17 protein-coding genes and 1 pseudogene are annotated in these 16,995 nt (G+C 68.9%); 14 read left to right on the forward strand and 4 right to left on the reverse strand.

Translation table 11 applies throughout. The features are described from left to right. Nucleotides 1-31: 31 nt before the first annotated feature. A pseudogene (locus tag RTA_RS02375) lies at nucleotides 32-560 on the reverse strand (ankyrin repeat domain-containing protein). Nucleotides 561-786: 226 nt separating this feature from the next. Between RTA_RS02375 and rbp the strand changes: the two are divergent. Then, nucleotides 787-1,074, forward strand: coding sequence for an RNA-binding regulator (gene rbp / locus RTA_RS02380; RefSeq protein ID WP_013899779.1), 288 nt, complete (start codon nucleotides 787-789; stop codon nucleotides 1,072-1,074). Beyond that, the gene (infA, locus tag RTA_RS02385) at nucleotides 1,074-1,340 is read left to right on the forward strand and encodes a translation initiation factor IF-1 (protein ID WP_013899780.1); all 267 of its coding nucleotides are present in this window, start codon (nucleotides 1,074-1,076) and stop codon (nucleotides 1,338-1,340) included. The genes rbp and infA overlap by 1 nt, the downstream gene beginning before the upstream one ends. A gap of 78 nt (nucleotides 1,341-1,418) precedes the next feature. Here infA and RTA_RS02390 read toward each other — a convergent pair whose 3' ends face one another. Then, nucleotides 1,419-2,111, reverse strand: a complete 693-nt coding sequence (locus RTA_RS02390; protein WP_013899781.1) for a YggS family pyridoxal phosphate-dependent enzyme — start codon at nucleotides 2,109-2,111, stop codon at nucleotides 1,419-1,421. A gap of 33 nt (nucleotides 2,112-2,144) precedes the next feature. Between RTA_RS02390 and RTA_RS02395 the strand changes: the two genes are divergently transcribed. From RTA_RS02395 to RTA_RS02420, 6 genes are all read left to right on the forward strand, one after another. After that, nucleotides 2,145-3,188, forward strand: coding sequence for a type IV pilus twitching motility protein PilT (locus tag RTA_RS02395; RefSeq protein WP_013899782.1), 1,044 nt, complete (start codon nucleotides 2,145-2,147; stop codon nucleotides 3,186-3,188). A gap of 15 nt (nucleotides 3,189-3,203) precedes the next feature. Then, on the forward strand, nucleotides 3,204-4,340 hold the full coding sequence (locus RTA_RS02400) for a PilT/PilU family type 4a pilus ATPase (protein ID WP_013899783.1): 1,137 nt from the start codon (nucleotides 3,204-3,206) through the stop codon (nucleotides 4,338-4,340). A gap of 198 nt (nucleotides 4,341-4,538) precedes the next feature. Next, a complete protein-coding gene (locus tag RTA_RS02405; protein WP_013899784.1) occupies nucleotides 4,539-5,441 on the forward strand; it encodes an NAD(P)-dependent oxidoreductase in 903 nt (300 codons plus the stop codon). A gap of 136 nt (nucleotides 5,442-5,577) precedes the next feature. After that, on the forward strand, nucleotides 5,578-6,204 hold the full coding sequence (locus tag RTA_RS02410) for a (2Fe-2S)-binding protein (RefSeq protein WP_013899785.1): 627 nt from the start codon (nucleotides 5,578-5,580) through the stop codon (nucleotides 6,202-6,204). Between the two features lie 43 nt (nucleotides 6,205-6,247). Then, nucleotides 6,248-7,225: an FAD binding domain-containing protein gene (locus RTA_RS02415; protein ID WP_013899786.1), complete on the forward strand. Its 978-nt coding sequence runs from the start codon at nucleotides 6,248-6,250 to the stop codon at nucleotides 7,223-7,225. Further along, entirely contained in the window at nucleotides 7,222-9,438 is a 2,217-nt protein-coding gene (locus tag RTA_RS02420) for a xanthine dehydrogenase family protein molybdopterin-binding subunit (protein ID WP_013899787.1), read from the forward strand. The genes RTA_RS02415 and RTA_RS02420 overlap by 4 nt, the downstream gene beginning before the upstream one ends. Nucleotides 9,439-9,460: 22 nt before the next feature. On the opposite strand, the gene RTA_RS02425 is transcribed toward RTA_RS02420, so the two are convergent. Beyond that, the gene (locus RTA_RS02425; RefSeq protein WP_013899788.1) at nucleotides 9,461-10,129 is read right to left on the reverse strand and encodes a BON domain-containing protein; all 669 of its coding nucleotides are present in this window, start codon (nucleotides 10,127-10,129) and stop codon (nucleotides 9,461-9,463) included. Continuing rightward, nucleotides 10,126-10,725: a phosphoheptose isomerase gene (locus RTA_RS02430; RefSeq protein ID WP_013899789.1), complete on the reverse strand. Its 600-nt coding sequence runs from the start codon at nucleotides 10,723-10,725 to the stop codon at nucleotides 10,126-10,128. The genes RTA_RS02425 and RTA_RS02430 overlap by 4 nt, the downstream gene beginning before the upstream one ends. Nucleotides 10,726-11,093: 368 nt before the next feature. Here RTA_RS02430 and RTA_RS02435 point away from each other — a divergent pair, with 368 nt between their 5' ends. The 6 genes from RTA_RS02435 to RTA_RS02460 are packed head-to-tail and all read left to right on the forward strand — an operon-like array spanning nucleotide 11,094 to nucleotide 16,975. Next, nucleotides 11,094-12,068, forward strand: coding sequence for an acyl-CoA desaturase (locus tag RTA_RS02435; protein WP_013899790.1), 975 nt, complete (start codon nucleotides 11,094-11,096; stop codon nucleotides 12,066-12,068). Between the two features lie 29 nt (nucleotides 12,069-12,097). Continuing rightward, entirely contained in the window at nucleotides 12,098-12,385 is a 288-nt protein-coding gene (locus tag RTA_RS02440; RefSeq protein ID WP_013899791.1) for an acyl carrier protein, read from the forward strand. A 28-nt stretch (nucleotides 12,386-12,413) separates the two neighbouring features. Next, nucleotides 12,414-13,283, forward strand: coding sequence for an SAM-dependent methyltransferase (locus RTA_RS02445; RefSeq protein ID WP_013899792.1), 870 nt, complete (start codon nucleotides 12,414-12,416; stop codon nucleotides 13,281-13,283). Nucleotides 13,284-13,301: 18 nt separating this feature from the next. Continuing rightward, complete coding sequence (locus tag RTA_RS02450) at nucleotides 13,302-14,594, forward strand: beta-ketoacyl [acyl carrier protein] synthase domain-containing protein (RefSeq protein WP_013899793.1); 1,293 nt, start codon at nucleotides 13,302-13,304, stop codon at nucleotides 14,592-14,594. A gap of 25 nt (nucleotides 14,595-14,619) precedes the next feature. After that, nucleotides 14,620-15,153 carry a PaaI family thioesterase gene (locus RTA_RS02455; protein WP_013899794.1) on the forward strand — a complete coding sequence of 178 codons (534 nt, stop codon included), beginning with the start codon at nucleotides 14,620-14,622 and terminating at the stop codon, nucleotides 15,151-15,153. Between the two features lie 46 nt (nucleotides 15,154-15,199). Further along, on the forward strand, nucleotides 15,200-16,975 hold the full coding sequence (locus RTA_RS02460) for a fatty acyl-AMP ligase (RefSeq protein WP_013899795.1): 1,776 nt from the start codon (nucleotides 15,200-15,202) through the stop codon (nucleotides 16,973-16,975). The last annotated feature ends 20 nt before the right edge of the window (nucleotides 16,976-16,995 follow it).

A 16,995-nucleotide genomic window follows, 5' to 3' on the forward strand; every position in this document is an offset into this window, starting at 1 on the left:
GCGGCCACGAAGACGATGGGCTTTTCTGCGATCAGCGTGCGCCGGCTGCGAGCAGGAGGCGCTCGACGGCGTCCTGCCGGCGCTGCCGCGCATGCGCAAGTGGTGTCAAGCCGTGCGTGTCCGCGAGGTTCACGTCCGCATTGCGGGCGATGAGCATCTTGACGATCTCCTGGTGCGCCGCGCCACCATCGCCGAGGATCACGGCCTCCAGCAGCGCGGTCCAGCCGAGCTTGTTGACGTGGTCCACGTCGATCGGCGTCGTCAGCAGCAGGCGCACGGTGTCCACATGGCCGTAGTGGCATGCGGGAACCAGGGCCGTGCCGCCATAGCGGTTGGTGCTTTTCAGGTCTGCACCGGCGGCCGCAACGATGGCCGTCCGGCCGTTCGCATCTCGCTGTTCGACGTCGGCTCCACGGTCGAGCAGCACCCCGCACCTGCGCCAGATCACCGCGCGCGGCGGCTTCCACCAACGAAGGCTGTCCCGCTCGAGGTTGGCCGAGCACGGCTTCGCAGACGGCCGCTTGCAGGAAGCCGATCAGTATCAGGCGGCGGCGGTTCATGGCCGCATTGTGAAGGCGCGTGCCTGCCTTCGGCCGGGCTCAATCCGTGCCGTGCTACCATGCCTGCTGCTGGACGTTCTAAAGATCGTCGTTCCACTGGTTTTTTCTTCTCCTTCCTTCGGCCTGGCACTCCGAAGCGACGTTGTCGAACTCCCCTCCCGATGTTCTCTGGCGTTGTGCAGGCGCACGGCATGTCGCTTTGCGACCAATTCCTAATGGAGACATCATGGGAAACAAACTCTACGTGGGCAACCTGCCTTACTCCTTCGGCGATAGTGAGATGCAACAGGCTTTCAGCCAGTTCGGGACCGTCGGCAGCGCCAAAGTCGTCATGGACCGGGACACCGGCCGGTCCAAGGGCTTCGGTTTCGTCGAGATGGGGAGTGCGGCCGAAGCTCAGTCCGCGATCCAGGGCATGCACGGCCAGCAGCACGGCGGCCGTGACCTCGTGGTCAATGAGGCCCGCCCGATGGAGCCACGCACTGGCGGTTCTGGCGCCGCCCGTCGCTTCTGATGGCCAAGGAAGAACTGATCGAGATGCGCGGTCGCGTGGACGAGATCCTGCCGGACTCGCGCTGCCGCGTCATCCTCAGCAACGGGCATCAGCTGGTGGCCTACACCGGCGGCAAGATGAAGAAGCACCGCATTCGCATCATTGCCGGCGACGACGTGACTCTCGAGCTTTCGCCGTATGACCTGACCAAGGGCCGCATCATGTTTCGGCATTTGCCGGAACGACGGGCGGATGGCGGTGGCGCCCGGCCTGCCCAGCGGCGCTGACCAGCATCTCCCCAAGCGAAGGCCTCATTGCGGGGCCTTTTTCATGCGGACAGCACCTGCCACTTAGGTAAGCTGCGCTCAGACCTTGCGCGCCCGTCCGCCGAAGATCGCCGTGCCCACGCGCACCAGGGTGCTGCCGGCGGCGACGGCGGCCTCCAGGTCCGCCGTCATGCCCATGGACAGCGTGTCCAGCGCCAGCCCGGCCTGCCGCAGCTGCCGGAACAGGGCCGCGGCCCGCAGGTGGACCTGGCGGGCCGACTCGAAATCCGGCGCCGGCTCGGGGAGGGTCATCAGGCCGCGCAGCGAAAGGCGCGGCAGCCGGGCGACCTCCTGCGCCAGCGCCAGCGCCTCCTGCGGCGCGATGCCGGCCTTGGTCGGGCCGCCGTCGATGTTGACCTGGATGCACACCTGCAGGGGCGGCAGCGCCGGCGGCCGCTGCTCGGACAGCCGCTGCGCGATCTTCAGGCGGTCCACGGTGTGGGCCCAGTCGAAATGCTGCGCCACCAGGCGCGTCTTGTTGCTCTGGATCGGGCCGATGCAGTGCCACTCCAGGGGCAGGTGCGCCAGCGCCGCCCGCTTGTCCACCGCCTCCTGGATGTAGTTCTCGCCGAACGCGCGCTGGCCCGCCGCGTGGGCCTGGGCCACGGCCTCGGGGCCGAAGGTCTTGGACACGGCCAGCAGCGTGACTTCGTCCGCACGGCGTTGCGCCGAAGCACAGGCCGCGGCGATGCGCGAGCGTACTTGTTGGAGGTTGTCTGGAATCGTCGTCATAATCGATCGGGACTGGAACGACAAGAGGGACTCGTGGATATTACCCAGCTGCTGGCATTCAGCGTGAAGAACAAGGCGTCCGACCTGCACCTGTCCGCCGGCCTGCCCCCCATGATCCGCGTGCACGGCGACGTGCGCCGCATCAACGTCGACGCGCTGGACCACAAGCAGGTGCACGCCATGGTGTACGACATCATGAACGACACCCAGCGCAAGAACTACGAGGAGTTCCTGGAGTGCGACTTCTCGTTCGAGATCGACGGCCTGGCGCGCTTCCGCGTCAACGCCTTCAACCAGAACCGCGGCGCGGCCGCCGTATTCCGGACCATCCCGTCCAAGATCCTCTCGCTCGAGCAGCTCAACGCGCCCAAGATCTTCGGCGAGCTGGCGCTCAAGCCGCGCGGCATGGTGCTGGTGACCGGCCCCACCGGCTCGGGCAAGTCGACCACGCTGGCCGCGATGGTGAACTACCTGAACGAGACCGAGTACGGCCACATCCTGACGGTGGAGGACCCGATCGAGTTCGTGCACGAGTCCAAGAAATGCCTGGTGAACCAGCGCGAGGTCGGGCCGATGACGCTGTCGTTCGCCGCGGCGCTCAAGTCGGCGCTGCGCGAGGACCCGGACTGCATCCTGGTGGGCGAGATGCGCGACCTGGAGACCATCCGCCTGGCGATGACCGCCGCCGAGACTGGCCACCTGGTGTTCGGCACGCTGCACACCTCCAGTGCCGCCAAGACCATCGACCGGATCATCGATGTGTTCCCGTCGGAGGAAAAGGAGATGGTGCGCGCCATGCTGTCCGAGTCGCTGCAGGCGGTGATCTCGCAGACGCTGTGCAAGACCAAGGACGGCAACGGCCGGGTGGCCGCGCACGAGATCATGCTGGGCACCAGCGCCATCCGCAACCTGATCCGCGAGGCCAAGGTGGCGCAGATGTACTCGGCGATACAGACCGGCAACAGCTTCGGCATGCAGACCCTGGACCAGAACCTGGCTGACCTGGTCAAGCGCAACATGATCAGCCCGGCCGAAGCCCGCAGCAAGGCCAAGATCCCCGAGAACTTTCCCGGATAAGCGAGGAGCAGCACGATGGAACGCGACCAGGCCAGCAAATTCATCAACGACCTGCTCAAGCTGATGGTCAGCCGCAACGGCAGCGACCTGTTCATCACCGGCGACTTCCCGCCCGCCATCAAGGTGGACGGCAAGGTCACCAAGGTCTCGCCGCAGCCGCTGAACGCCGGCCACACGCTGGCGCTGGCCCGCTCGATCATGAACGACAAGCAGGCCTCGGAGTTCGAGCGCACCAAGGAGTGCAACTTCGCGATCTCGCCGGGGGGCATCGGCCGCTTCCGCGTCAACGCCTTCGTGCAGCAGGGCAAGGTCGGCATGGTGCTGCGGGTGATCCCGCAGGTGCTGCCCACCATCGACGGCCTGGGCGTGCCGCAGGTGCTCAAGGAGGTGGTGATGGCCAAGCGCGGCCTGGTGGTGCTGGTGGGCGCCACCGGCTCGGGCAAGTCGACCACGCTGGCGGCCATGATCGACTGGCGCAACGAGCAGAGCCAGGGCCACATCATCACCATCGAGGATCCGGTGGAATTCGTGCACCCGCACAAGAACTGCGTGGTGACGCAGCGCGAGGTCGGCCTGGACACCGACAGCTGGGAGGCGGCGCTGAAGAACACGCTGCGCCAGGCGCCCGACGTGATCCTGATGGGCGAGGTGCGCGACCGCGAGACCATGGAGCACGCGATCGCCTTCGCCGAGACCGGCCACCTGTGCATGTGCACGCTGCACGCCAACAGCGCCAACCAGGCGCTGGACCGGATCATCAACTTCTTCCCCGAGGAGCGCCGCACCCAGCTGCTGATGGACCTGTCGCTCAACCTCAAGGGCATGGTGTCGCAGCGCCTGGTGCCCAAGCAGGACGGCAAGGGCCGCGCGGCGGCGGTGGAGATCATGCTCAACACCCCGCTGATCTCCGACCTGATCTTCAAGGGCGAGGTCTCCGAGATCAAGGAGATCATGAAGAAGAGCCGCAACCTGGGCATGCAGACCTTCGACCAGGCGCTGTTCGATGCCTACGAGGGCAACGTCATCAGCTACGAGGACGCGCTGCGCAACGCCGACTCGGTCAACGACCTGCGGCTGCAGATCAAGCTGAACAGCCAGCGGGCCAAGACCCAGGACCTGTCGGCGGGCACCGAGCACCTGGCCATCGTTTAACTTGGAAATCGCTGCGCGATTTCCAAGTTGTTTTCCTGATCAGTTGAAGGAGGACCGGCGGAGCCGGATCCTCTTTCAAAGGGTGTTCGCGCTGCATGCTATTGCGCGCGAACGGAGCGCCCGCTGGCAGCGGGCGTTTTCATTCCGGGCAGTCCGAAGTTCCTAGAATCCGGCCTTCCACCACCCCTAAGGCCGACCATGCCCAGCACCAACCCCAAGACCTACGACCCCACTCCGTCCCGCAAGGTGGCCTTCCTCGGCCTGGGCGTGATGGGCTTTCCCATGGCGGGCCACCTGGCCCTGGCCGGGCACCAGGTGACCGTCTACAACCGCAGCGCGGCCAAGGCCCAGGCCTGGGCCGGCGAGTTCAAGGGCCAGTCCGCGGCCACGCCGCGCGAGGCGGCGGCGGGCTGCGACCTCGTGTTCTGCTGCGTCGGCAACGACGACGACCTGCGCTCGGTGGTGCTCGGCGCCGACGGGGTGCTGGCCGGGATGAAGCCCGGCGCGGTCTTCGTCGACCACACGACGGCCTCGGCCGACGTGGCCCGCGAGCTGTCGGCCGCGGCGGCGGCCAAGGGCCTGAAGTTCGTCGACGCGCCGGTGTCCGGCGGCCAGGCCGGCGCGCAGAACGGCCTGCTCACGGTGATGTGCGGCGGCGACAAGGCGGCCTTCGAGGCCGCCCGGCCGGCGGCGATGGCGTTCTCGCGCGCCTTCACCCACCTGGGCCCCAGCGGCGCCGGCCAGCTGGCCAAGATGGTCAACCAGATCGCCATCGCCGGCCTGGTGCAGGGCCTGTCGGAGGCCATCGCCTTCGGCCAGAAGGCCGGGCTGGACATGGCCCAGGTGCTGGAGGTCATCGGCAAGGGCGCGGCCCAGAGCTGGCAGATGGACAACCGCGGCAAGACCATGATCGAAGGCAAGTTCGACTTCGGTTTCGCGGTCGACTGGATGCGCAAGGACCTGGGCCTGGTGCTGGACGAGGCCAAGCGCAACGGCGCGCGGCTGCCGGTCACCGCCCTGGTCGACCAGTTTTACGCGGACGTGCAAAACCAGGGCGGGCGCCGCTGGGACACTTCCAGCTTGATCACGCGTCTTAAGTGAGCGCACGCTGTGAGCTAAGGCCCTACGGCCACTCGCTCGCTGCCGCCTAGCCCGCCAGTCCGGCCGCGCACGCCATCGCCGTTGGTCCAGGAACGCGGATTGCCGTGTTGACGCTCTTTACGGCAAAGGGCGATCAATGGATGAGGACACCCCGGGGCGCGCCGACCTTTCGCGGCGCAAGTTCCTGCTCAGCGGCTCGGCCGGAGCGGCAATCCCCCTCACGATGGGTGCGCCGGATCAGGCGGCGGCCCAAGGCCGCCTGCCGCGGGCCGGCACCGCGCCGGCTGGTGGCTCGATGCCGCTGGTGTTGCAGGTCAACGGCACCGAGCACCGCCTGAACCTCGATCCCCGCACCACACTGCTGGATGCGCTGCGTGAGCACGTGGGGCTGGCCGGCTCCAAAAAGGGCTGTGACCATGGGCAGTGCGGCGCCTGCACCGTGCTGGCTGGCGGCGAACGGGTCCTGTCCTGCCTGACGCTGGCGGTGCAGGCGCAGGGACGGCCGGTGGTCACCATCGAGGGCCTGGCCCAGGGCGACGCCCTGCACCCCATGCAGCAGGCCTTCATCGACAACGACGCCTTCCAGTGCGGCTACTGCACGCCCGGGCAGATCATGAGTGCGGTGGCCTGCGTCCAGGAGGGGCGTGCCTCGAACGACGCCGAGATCCGCGAGTACATGAGCGGCAACCTGTGCCGCTGCGCCGCCTACCCGAACATCGTCGCGGCGGTGCGCGAAGCCGCTCCCCGCATGCGGAGGACCTGATGCGGCCGGTCACCCATACCTTGTCACCGACCCGCAGGGCGCGGTGCGCGCCGCCTCGGACGCTGCCGCCGAAACGCCGGTGCGTGCGCCGGTGCAGTACCTGGCCGGCGGCACCACCCTGGTCGACCTGATGAAGCTGGACGTGATGCGGCCGGCGCAGCTGGTGGACATCACCCGGCTCCAGGCTCCCGGCCTGCACAGCATCGAGGCCGGCCGCGACGGCCTGCGCATCGGCGCGCTGGCGACCATGCGCCAGGTGGCCGACCATCCCGCGGTGCGGCGCGACTACCCGGTGCTGTCGGACGCCATGTGGCTGGCGGCCTCGCCGCAGATCCGCAACATGGCGCGCACCGGCGGCAACGTGCTGCAACGCACGCGCTGCGCCTACTTCCGCGACATCAGCTGGCCCTGCAACAAACGCGAGCCGGGCAGCGGCTGTTCGGCCCTGGAGGGGCAGAACCGCTGGCACGCGGTGCTGGGCACCTCCGAGTCGTGCATCGCCAGCTACCCCGGCGACTGGGCCACCGCGCTGGTGGCGCTGGACGCCACCGTGCACACGCTGGCACCGCGCGGCGCGCGCTCGCTGCCGTTCGCGCGGCTGCACCGCCTGCCCGGGCAGACGCCGCACATCGAGACCGTGCTGGCGCCCGGCGAGCTGATCACCGGCTTCAGCGTCCCAGCGGCGCCCTTCATGCGGCGCTCGCTGTACCTTAAGGTGCGCGACCGCGAGTCTTACGAGTTCGCGCTGGCCAGTGCCGCGGTCGCGCTCGATCTTGACGGCGAAACCGTGCGCCAGGTGCGCATCGGCCTGGGCGGGCCGGTGGCCGTGCCCTGGCGCGCGCGAGAGGCCGAGGCCGCGCTGGCGGGCAGGCCGCTGACCGAGGCCAATGCCCTGGCCGCCGCCCGCGCCGCCTTTGCCGGCGCCCGCCCGCGCGAGCACAACGCTTTCCGCATCCCGCTGGGCGAACAGACGCTGGTGCGGGCCCTGATGCAAGCCAAGACCATGGAGGTGGCGTCATGAGCGCACCGGTGCCGAAACCACAGGCCAACATGGGCGAGCCAATCGCCCGGCGCGAGGCCCGCGCCAAGGTCACCGGCGCGGCACGCTATGCCGCCGACATGCCGGTGGCCAACCCCGCCCATGCCTATCTGGTCACCAGCACCATCGGCAGAGGGCGCGTGCTGGGCTTCAACGAGGCGCCGGCGCGCGCCGTGCCGGGCGTGCTGGCCGTGATGACGCATGCCAACCGGCCCAAGCTGCAGGAGGTCAAGCACTTCTTCGCCGGCGGCCAGGGGCTGACGGCGGTGCCGCCGCTGGCCGGGCCCGAGGTGCACCACGACGGCCAGATCGTGGCGATGGTGGTGGCCGAGACCTACGAGGCCGCGCGCGAGGCGGCGCACCGCCTGGGCGTGCGCTACGAGCGGCAGGCGCCGGCGGCCACCTTCGGCTCCAAAGGCCTGGTCGAACAGCGCACGGCCGAGGTGCTGAAGGAGCGCAAGGATCCCGCGCTGGGCGACGCGGAAGCGGGTTTTCGCGCCGCCGCCGCGGTGGTCGATGCGCAGTACGGCACGCCGACCCAGCACCACAACCCGATCGAGCTGTTCGCCACCACGGCGCACTGGCTGGGTGACGAGCTCACCGTCTACGAGCCCAGCCAGTTCGTCTACGGCCTGCGCACCGGGCTGGCCGAGCAGCTGGGCATGCCGCCGGAGAAGATCCGCGTCGTCAACGACTTCGTGGGCGGGGCCTTCGGCTCCAAGGGCGCCTTGACCCAGCGCACCGCGCTGGTGGCACTGGCGGCGCGCCAGCTCGGCCGGCCTGTCAAGCTGGTGGCCACCCGCGACCAGGGTTTCACCATCTCGGGCCATCGCCACGAGACGCGGCATCGCGTGCGCCTGGGCGCCACGCGCGAAGGCCGCTTCACCGCCTACCAACACGACATCTGGGAGCTGAATGGGCGCACCGACCCCTACGTGAACGGCGGTATCGAGAACTCGGCGGCCATGTACGCCTTCCCGGCCGTGGCCAGCACGGGCCGGATGGTGCGCGCCGACCGCAACCCGCCGATCTTCATGCGCTCGCCGCCCGAGGTGCCGGTGATGTACGCGCTGGAGAGCGCGATCGACGAGCTGGCCGTCCGGCTGTCCATGGACCCGGTGGAGCTACGCCGCCGTAACGACACCGACAGGAACTGGGTCACCGGTAAACCGTACACCAGCCGCAGCCTGATGCAGTGCTACGACGCGGCCTCCGAGGCCTTCGGCTGGCGCCGCCGCAACCCGCAGCCGGGCTCCATGCGCGAGGGCGACTGGCTGGTGGGGTGGGGCTGCGCGACGGCCACCTACCCCACCCAGATGTCGCCCGCAGTGGCGCGCGTGCGGCTGGCGGCGGACGGCACGGCGCGGGTGGAGATCGCGGCGCACGACGTGGGCACCGGCGCCTACACCGTTATCGGCCAGATGGCCGCGCAGTGCCTGTCCCTGTCGCCGGAGCGCGTGGCGGTGACCATCGGCGACAGCGTGCTGCCGCCGGGGCCGGTGTCGGGCGGCTCGGTCACCACGGCCAGCGCCTGCTCGGCCGTCAAGCTGGCGTGCGACCAGATCCTGGCGCGGCTGGGCCTGGCGGGCGGGGTGGATGAGCCGCAGCGGAAAGCGGCCTTCGAGAAGCTGCAGCTGGGCGCTATCGAGGAGACCGGCAACTACGTCCCGGCCTCCAGCCGCAGCAAGAGCACTGCCGGCCTGTACAGCGGCAGCGTGGACATCAGCGGCGGCGCCAACATGGAGAACGGCGTCAAGACCATGTTCGCTTTCGGCGCCGAGTTCGTGGAAGTGCGGGTGCATGCGCGCACTCGCGAGATCCGGGTGCCGCGCATCGTCGGCGCCTTCGCCGCGGGCCGCATCATGAACCCGCGCACGGCCCACAGCCAGCTGATGGGCGGGATGATCTGGGGCATCGGCTCGGCCCTGCACGAGTTCACCGAGATCGACACGCGCGAGGCGCGCTACATCAACGACAACCTGGCCGAGTACCTGGTGCCGGTGAATGCCGACATCCGCCAGGTGGACGTGATCTTCGTGCCCGAAGTCGACCAGGAGGCCAACCCGGTGGGCGCCAAGGGCATCGGCGAGCTGGCCAACGTGGGCACGGCCGCGGCGGTGGCCAACGCGGTGTTCCACGCCACCGGCCGGCGCATCCGCGAGCTGCCCATTACCGTGGACAAGCTGATCGCCTGAGGCGTGCCGCCTGTGGCGGGCCTCAGCGCGTCGGCGGCTGCGACGCGGGCGGCTGCGGCCGCGTGTAGGTCTGGATGCGGGCCAGCTCGTCCTCGCTGATGATCTCGAACATGCGCACGACCTTCTGCACGCTGCCCACCGAGCGGGCCAGCTGGGTGGCGCGGTCGGCCTCGCGCTGCGTCACGCGGCCCATCAGGTAGACCGTGCCGCGCTCGGTGACCACCCGGAAGGCGCCGGCGAACAGGTCGCGCGCATCGACGAGGGTCGCGCGCACCCTGCTGGTGGTCAGCACGTCCGCCGACCGCTGCGTCAGCGTGCTGGCCGGGCCGATGGCCAGCTCGTTGACCACGCCCATCACGTTCTCGACCTGCGTGACCGCCTGCTCGGCGGTCTGCTTGTGCGCCTCGTCGGGCACCTCGCCGCTCAGCAGCACGCGGCGGTTGTAGCTGGTGACGTTGACGTGGGCGCGCTCGCCCATCAGGCCGCGCAGGCGGTTGGCCGCGCGCATCTCGATGCCCTCGTCCTCCAGCTGGGCGCCGGAGGTGCGGCGGTCGATGGCCACCAGCGTGCCGACCGCGGCGCCGCCCACCATCAGGGGCACGCAGGCGCCGAGCGCGCCGGCCGCGAGGACCGCAGCCAGCGCGGTGAGCGCCAGCCGGCGCGGGAACCAGGGGTGTCGTTGTTGCTTCATGTCGGGGTTTCCTGTTCTCCCAGCAGCTGGGCGTCTACGCCGTCGCAGATGCAGTGCAGCGCCAGGATGTGCACCTCCTGGATGCGGGCGGTGCGTTCGTGGGGCACGCAGATGTGCACGTCGGTCTCGCGCAGCGCGGCGCCGATCTTGCCGCCGCCGCGCCCGGTGAGCGCCAGCACCGTCATCTCGCGCTCGTGCGCCGCCTCGATGGCGGCCAGCACGTTGGCCGAGTTGCCGCTGGTGGAGAGAGCCAGCAGCACGTCGCCGGCCTGGCCCAGGGCGCGTACCTGCTTGGAGAAGATGCGGTTGAAGTCGTAGTCGTTGCCGACCGCCGTCAGGATGGAGCTGTCGGTGGTCAGGGCGATGGCGGCCAGCTCGGGCCGCTCGCGTTCGAAGCGGCCCACGAACTCCGCCGAGAAATGCTGCGCGTCGGCGGCCGACCCGCCGTTGCCGCAGGCCAGCACCTTGCCGCCGCTGGTGACGCAGGCCAGCACCGCCTGCACGGCCGCCGCGATCGGCTTGCTCAGCGACTGCGCGGCCTGGTACTTCAGGTCGGCGCTGTCGATGAAGTGCTGTTGGATCCGTTGTTCGAGCATGGGCCGGGATGATACCGCTGCCCGTGCGGGTGCCCGCCGCGGCCGCCGGAAGCCGTGCCCGCCAAGCCATTGTGGCCGGGATTTTCCGCCGCCGGTTTGCACTCATCCGCTGCAGCGCAGGCGGTGGCCGGCCCTCGGGTATCTGCGCAGTTTTCATTTTTGCGTTGCTTCGAAAGTAGAGCGCTGTTCTACTGCGTCTCCGATCGGGGTACAGCACCATCAGGGAGACAACATGAAGCTGCACGACGGTACCTGGGCAGGCCTGCGCCCTCTGCGCAGCGGCGCCTCGGCACGAGCCGCGCCACGGCCTGCACCCTCCTTTATTTCCCTTCCCTTCCAATGAACCGCCTTGACTGTGGAGAAAGAGCATGAGCACGTATTCGGAGACCGCTCCCGCAGCAGCGGTGCAACAAGAAGATGCCACACCCCCGCGTAGCAGGGCCGTCGTCTACGACCGCAGGCTGGTTGGCACGAAGAACTTCTATGCCGGGCTCACCGTGACCGTGCCCACGCTGTTCACCGCGTACGCGGTCTTTCTCGCTTTCCGCGAGGGCGTGAGCGGCCTGGATATCGCCATGTGCCTGGTGATGTACCTGCTCACGCTGATGGGCATCACGGTGGGGTTCCACCGGCTGCTGGCGCACCGCTCCTTCGTCGCCGACCGCTGGGTGAAGATCGTGTTCGCGGTCTTCGGCACCTGGGCCGCCCAGGCGCCCGTGATCCATTGGGTGGCCAACCATCGCAGACACCATGCGACCTCCGACCAGCCGGGCGATCCGCATTCGCCCCATCTGTCGGGCAGCACGCTGAGCGGGCGCATCAAGGGACTGTGGCACGCGCACATCGGCTCGATGTTTGCGCCGGAGGTGACCAACTACGCGACCTTCGGGCCCGATCTGCTGCGCGACCCCGACATCCGCTGGCTCAACAACAACTACCTGTGGGTCGTGCTGTCCGGCCTGGCGCTGCCGGCGGCCATCGGCGGCCTCGTCACACAGAGCTGGTGGGGCGCATGGACCGCTCTGGTGTGGGGCGGCTTCGTGCGCATGTTCGTCGTGCACCACGCGATCTGGGCCATCACCTCCATTGCGCACACCGTAGGCCGCCGCGTGTATGAGTCCGGCGACCACGCGCGCAACTTCGCGCTGCTCGCGCTCGTCACGGGCGGCGAGGGCTGGCACAGCACGCACCATGCGTTTCCGCGCACCGCGATCTTCTCGACCGCGCCGTGGCAGATCGACATCGGCGGCATCTTCATCTGGGCGCTGGAAAAGATGGGCGCGGCGCGCGAAGTCAACCGCCTCACACCCGAACAGATGCGCGCGAAAGCGCTTTACCGCTGAGTTGTCTTATCCAAAGACTGGAGATATGTATGAACACGGAAGTTGAAAACGACGTCGTTGATCGGGTCTCTGCCAAGCCAAGCGCCACCGACATCGAGAACTGGATGGTCAGTTACGTCAGCCGGGTGCTCGGCGTGGATCGCGCCAGGATCGATCCGGGCCGCTACTTCAACAACAACGGCCTGGACTCCCTGACGACCATCGTCATGACCGAGGAACTCGGTCGCTGGCTCGGCCGCGAGATCGACCCCACCCTCCCGTACGACCATCCGAGCATCAGGCGCTTCGCGGCTTACCTGGCCGCCCAGGGCGCCTGAGGCGTCACGCCCACACAGGATCTCCGCCATGCTCGACACCGACACCCTCCAGCGGCCCAGCCCCGGCGCCTCCAAGGACGCGATCCAGTTCCACTACGACGTCGGCAACGACTTCTACCACCTGTGGCTGGATGAAACAAAGACCTACACCTGTGCGCTCTGGAACGAGGGCGACGACATCGCCGCGGCACAAAAGCGCAAGCTCGACCATCACATCACCGAGGCCAAGGCGCCGGGCGTGGCGCGCGCGCTGGACATCGGATGCGGCTGGGGACCCTGCCTGCGGCGCATGGTGGAGACCCATGGCGTCCAACACGCGGTGGGCCTCACGCTCAGCCAGGCGCAGGCCGACTACGTGAAGTCGCTGGGTAATCCGGGGATCGAAATCCGGGTGGAAAGCTGGTTCGATCACGAGCCTACCGCGCCTTATGACGCCATCATCTCCATCGGCGCCTTCGAGCACTTCGCCCGGCCGGACGTCGCGCTGGCCGAGAAGATCGACGGTTACCGGGCCTTCTTCGACCGCTGCCGGCGCTGGCTGCGGCCCGGCGGGCGGCTGTCCCTGCAGACCATCGTGTACGAGAATTCCGACCGCGCCGACCTGAGCCCCTTCATCCTGGAGCGAATCTGGCCGGAAACCGACCTGCCGCGGCTGGCCGACATCTGCACCGCCGTGGAACGCAAGTTCGAGGTGGTACGCCTGCACAACGACCGCCAGGGCTACGTACGCACCTGCGCCGAGTGGGTGCGGCAGCTGGGCGTACACCGGGACAAGATCGTCTCCACGGTCGGCCTGGACACGTACGAGCGTTACGTGCACTGGCTCAAGCTCTCCATGGTCGGGTTCCACACCGGCACCATGGGCCTGCTGCGGATCACGTTCCAGCGGATCGACTGACCCGGCACCACGGCGCGCATGTGGCCCGAACCGATCGCTGTCGTCGGCATCGGCTGCCGATTCCCCAAGGCACCCGGGATCGAGCAGCTGTGGAAGCTGCTCATGGACGGGGTGGACGCGGCCGGCGTCCGCCCCCGCGCGGAATGGCTGCTTCCCTCCTATGTCGATGAGACGCACGAGCACATCCGCTGGATTCTCGATTGCCCGGGCGGCTTCATCGACCGGAATGAGCTGCCCGCCAATCTGATCCCCGACACGCTGCCCGACGGCGGCTCGGTGCTCGATCCCCAGCAGGCGGTTTTCGTGCAGTGCGCCACCGAGGCGCTGGCCGACGCCGGGCTGGCCGATCTGCCGGTACGCGACGGCGCCGTGGTCGGCGTATGGTGCGGCGCCACCAACATCGACTACCACCGTTGGCTCTACAGCCGCGCCAGCAACATCTGCATCGCGGGCTATGTGGGCTCGGCGATCGCCGCCATCTCCAACCGCGTGTCCAACCAGCTCAACCTGCGCGGGCCCAGCCTGACCATCGACTCGGCCTGCACGTCCGGCCTGGCGGCCGTGCACCTGGCCTGCCAGAGCCTGCTGCTGGGCGAGTCGGACTTCTGCCTGGCCGGCGGCATCAACATCATCATCAACCCGGACTCCAGCCTGACCTTCGTCGCCAGCGGCATGTTGTCCAAGTCGGGGCGCTGCCGGGTGTTCAGCGCCGACGCCGACGGCTACATCCGCGCCGAAGGCTGCGCGGTGCTGATGCTGGAAAGACTCAGCCAGGCGCGCGCCGCGGGACGCCGCGTCCACGGGCTGATCCTGGGCTCGGCGCTCAACCACACGGGCGAAAGCGCGGGCATCAGCATGCCGCGCGCCTCTGCCCAGGTGGATCTGATCCGGCGGGCGCATGCCGCCGCCGGCGTCACGGCCGCCCAGGTCCAGTACGTGGAGGCACACGCGGTGGGCACGCCGCTGGGCGACATGACGGAACTCGCCTCGCTGGAACAGGTATTCGCCGAACGCGCAGGCGGTGGCGGTGGCAAGGTGACGGTCGGCTCGCTCAAGACCAACTTCGGCCATTGCGAAGCGGCGTCCGGCCTGGCCGGCCTGCTCAAGGGCTTGTGCATCGCGAGGCACCGCAAGATACCGCCCAACCTGCACTTCAACGACATCAACCCGCGTTCGCGCAAGAGCGGGCGCGTCCTGCACATTCCGCTGGAGGCCATGGACGCGGGGGCCGGGCGGGTCATCGCCGGCGTCTCCACCTTCGGGGCCACCGGCGCCAACGGCCACATGATCGTGGCCGCCGATGCGTCCTGAAAGACATCAAGCGAGGAAAGAACCGATGAACCAGCAGACCGATCGGCGCGAGGAAATCCTGAATGCAACGAGAACCCGCACCTTCACCTGGGAGGATCCGCACAAGCTGTTCGGCATCGCCCGCACCATGAGCGGCTTGGAACTGATGCGCAAGATGATGGGGGGCGAGATTCGCCTGCCGCCCATCATGGAACTGGTCGACTTCCGCCTTCGCCGCGTGGATCCCGGCGAGGTGGATTTCGTGTTCATGCCGCAGGAGTTCCACTTCAGCCCGATCGGCACGGTGCACGGCGGGATCGCCTGCACGCTGCTGGATTCCGCGATGAGCTGCGGGGTCTACGCGGCGATCCCGGCCGGCGCGGCGTTTACCACGCTGCAGTTGAACGTGAACCTGATCCGGCCGATCACGCTGGAAAGCGGCGAGCTGCGCTGCGAGGGCAAGGTCGCCCATCTCGGCGCGCGCACCGCCACCGCCGAGGCCCGCCTGGTGGACTCCGGGGGCAGGCTTTACGCCCACAGCTCCACCACCTGCATGATCTTCCCGGCGACGTCCAAGTAGCCGGCGCCGCCGCGCCGGCCACACAGCCGCAGCACACGACAGCACCATGGAGACCCTCGTCGCGCCGCCGACCAGCCGCACCGGCGAAGCCACGATCCTGGAGGTGTTGCTGCGGCATGCCGCCTCGACGCCCGACCGTGTCGCCTTCCGCTTCCTGGCAGGCGGCGACGTGGAGTCCGACAGCGTCACCTTCGGCCAACTGGCCGACCAGACGCGGGCCTTGGCGCTCAGCCTGCATGCGTCCGAGGAAATGGGCGCCTGCGTGCTGCTGCTGCTCGATTCGGGCCTGGCCTTCATCAAGGCCATGTTCGCCTGCATGTACGCCGGCCTGGTGCCGGTGGCGGTGGATCTGCCGCGGCCGAACCGACCCACCGACCGGCTGGAAGCCATCGTGCGCCATTCGGGCTGCCGCGCCCTCATCACCAGCAAGGCCGACCTGCCGCGCGTGGAGAAGCTGATCGTCGCGGTGCCGGCGCTCGCCGCGCTGGAATGCCACCTGGTCGACACCGCAACCGCCGGCCCGATCGCGGGGACGGCGCTGCCGCGTCCGGCGGCAGGGCACGCCGCCTTCATCCAGTACACGTCGGGCTCGACCAGCACGCCCAGGGGTGTCGTGGTCACGCACGGCAACCTGATGTCCAACCAGGTGCAGATCAAGTCCGCGTTCGAGCACGACGAACACACGAAATTCTGCGGCTGGCTGCCCATGTTCCACGACATGGGGCTGATCGGCAACGTGCTGCATCCGCTCTACCTGGGCATCGAGTGCACGCTCATGCCGCCCGCCGCCTTCGTGCAGCGGCCACTGCGCTGGCTGGACGCGATCTCCAGGTACGGCGCCACCACCGCGGGCGGCCCGAACTTCGCGTATGACCACTGCGTGAGCCGGATCGCGGAGGCCGAGATCGACAGGCTTGATCTCTCCGGCTGGCGTGCCGCCTTCAGCGGCGCCGAGGCGGTGCGCGCTTCGACGCTGCGGGAATTCGCGCGCAAGTTCGCGCGCGCCGGCTTCGACCCCACTGCCTTCCTGCCGTGCTACGGGCTGGCGGAAGCCACGCTGCTGGCGGCTGGCCATTCGCGCTTCGGGCGCGCCGAGCCTGTCGTGCTGCGCGTGGACCGCGCGCAGCTGGAACAAGGCCGCCTCCGGTGCGCCGACCCGGCGGCCGGTGCCGCGGCCGGCGTCGAACTGGTGTCCAACGGCCCGCCCGCCCCCGATCAGACCATCTTCATCGTCGATCCTGCGACCGTCCAGCCATGCGCTGCGGGCGAGATCGGCGAGATCTGGCTGGCCGGCCCCAACGTCTCGGCCCGCTATGCGCACGACGCCGAGCGCACCCAGAGCGTCCTGCACGCCCGGCTGCCCGGCTGCGAGCAGCGGTTTGTGGCCACGGGCGACTTGGGCACGCTCTGGAGCGGGGAACTGCTGGTGGTGGGGCGGCGGAAGAATCTGATCATCGTGCGCGGCCGCAAGATCCATGCGGAGGACCTGGAGCACCTGGTCGGCCGCAGCCACGAACTGTTCCAGCGCAACCGTTGCGCCGCATTCGCCGTGCAGGCCGACGCCGCCGGTGAGGAATCCGTGGTGATCGTGCAGGAAGCCGTGCGCCGCCCGCGCAGCGAGGCCGAGGTGCGGCAAGCGCTGGCCGGCGCGCTCGACCTGATCGCGGAGCATTTCGACCTCGTGCCGCTCGACATGGTGCTGGTGCTGCCAGGCACCATCCCGGTCACCACCAGCGGCAAGATCCGGCACGCGCCCTTGCGCAGGGCCTATCTGGCCGGCGAGATCATGCCGGCACCGGTGCGCGAAGGGTCGGCGGGCTGAAGTGTCCTGCGTTAGCGGTG

The organism is Ramlibacter tataouinensis TTB310, from assembly GCF_000215705.1.
Lineage (GTDB): Bacteria > Pseudomonadota > Gammaproteobacteria > Burkholderiales > Burkholderiaceae_C > Ramlibacter > Ramlibacter tataouinensis.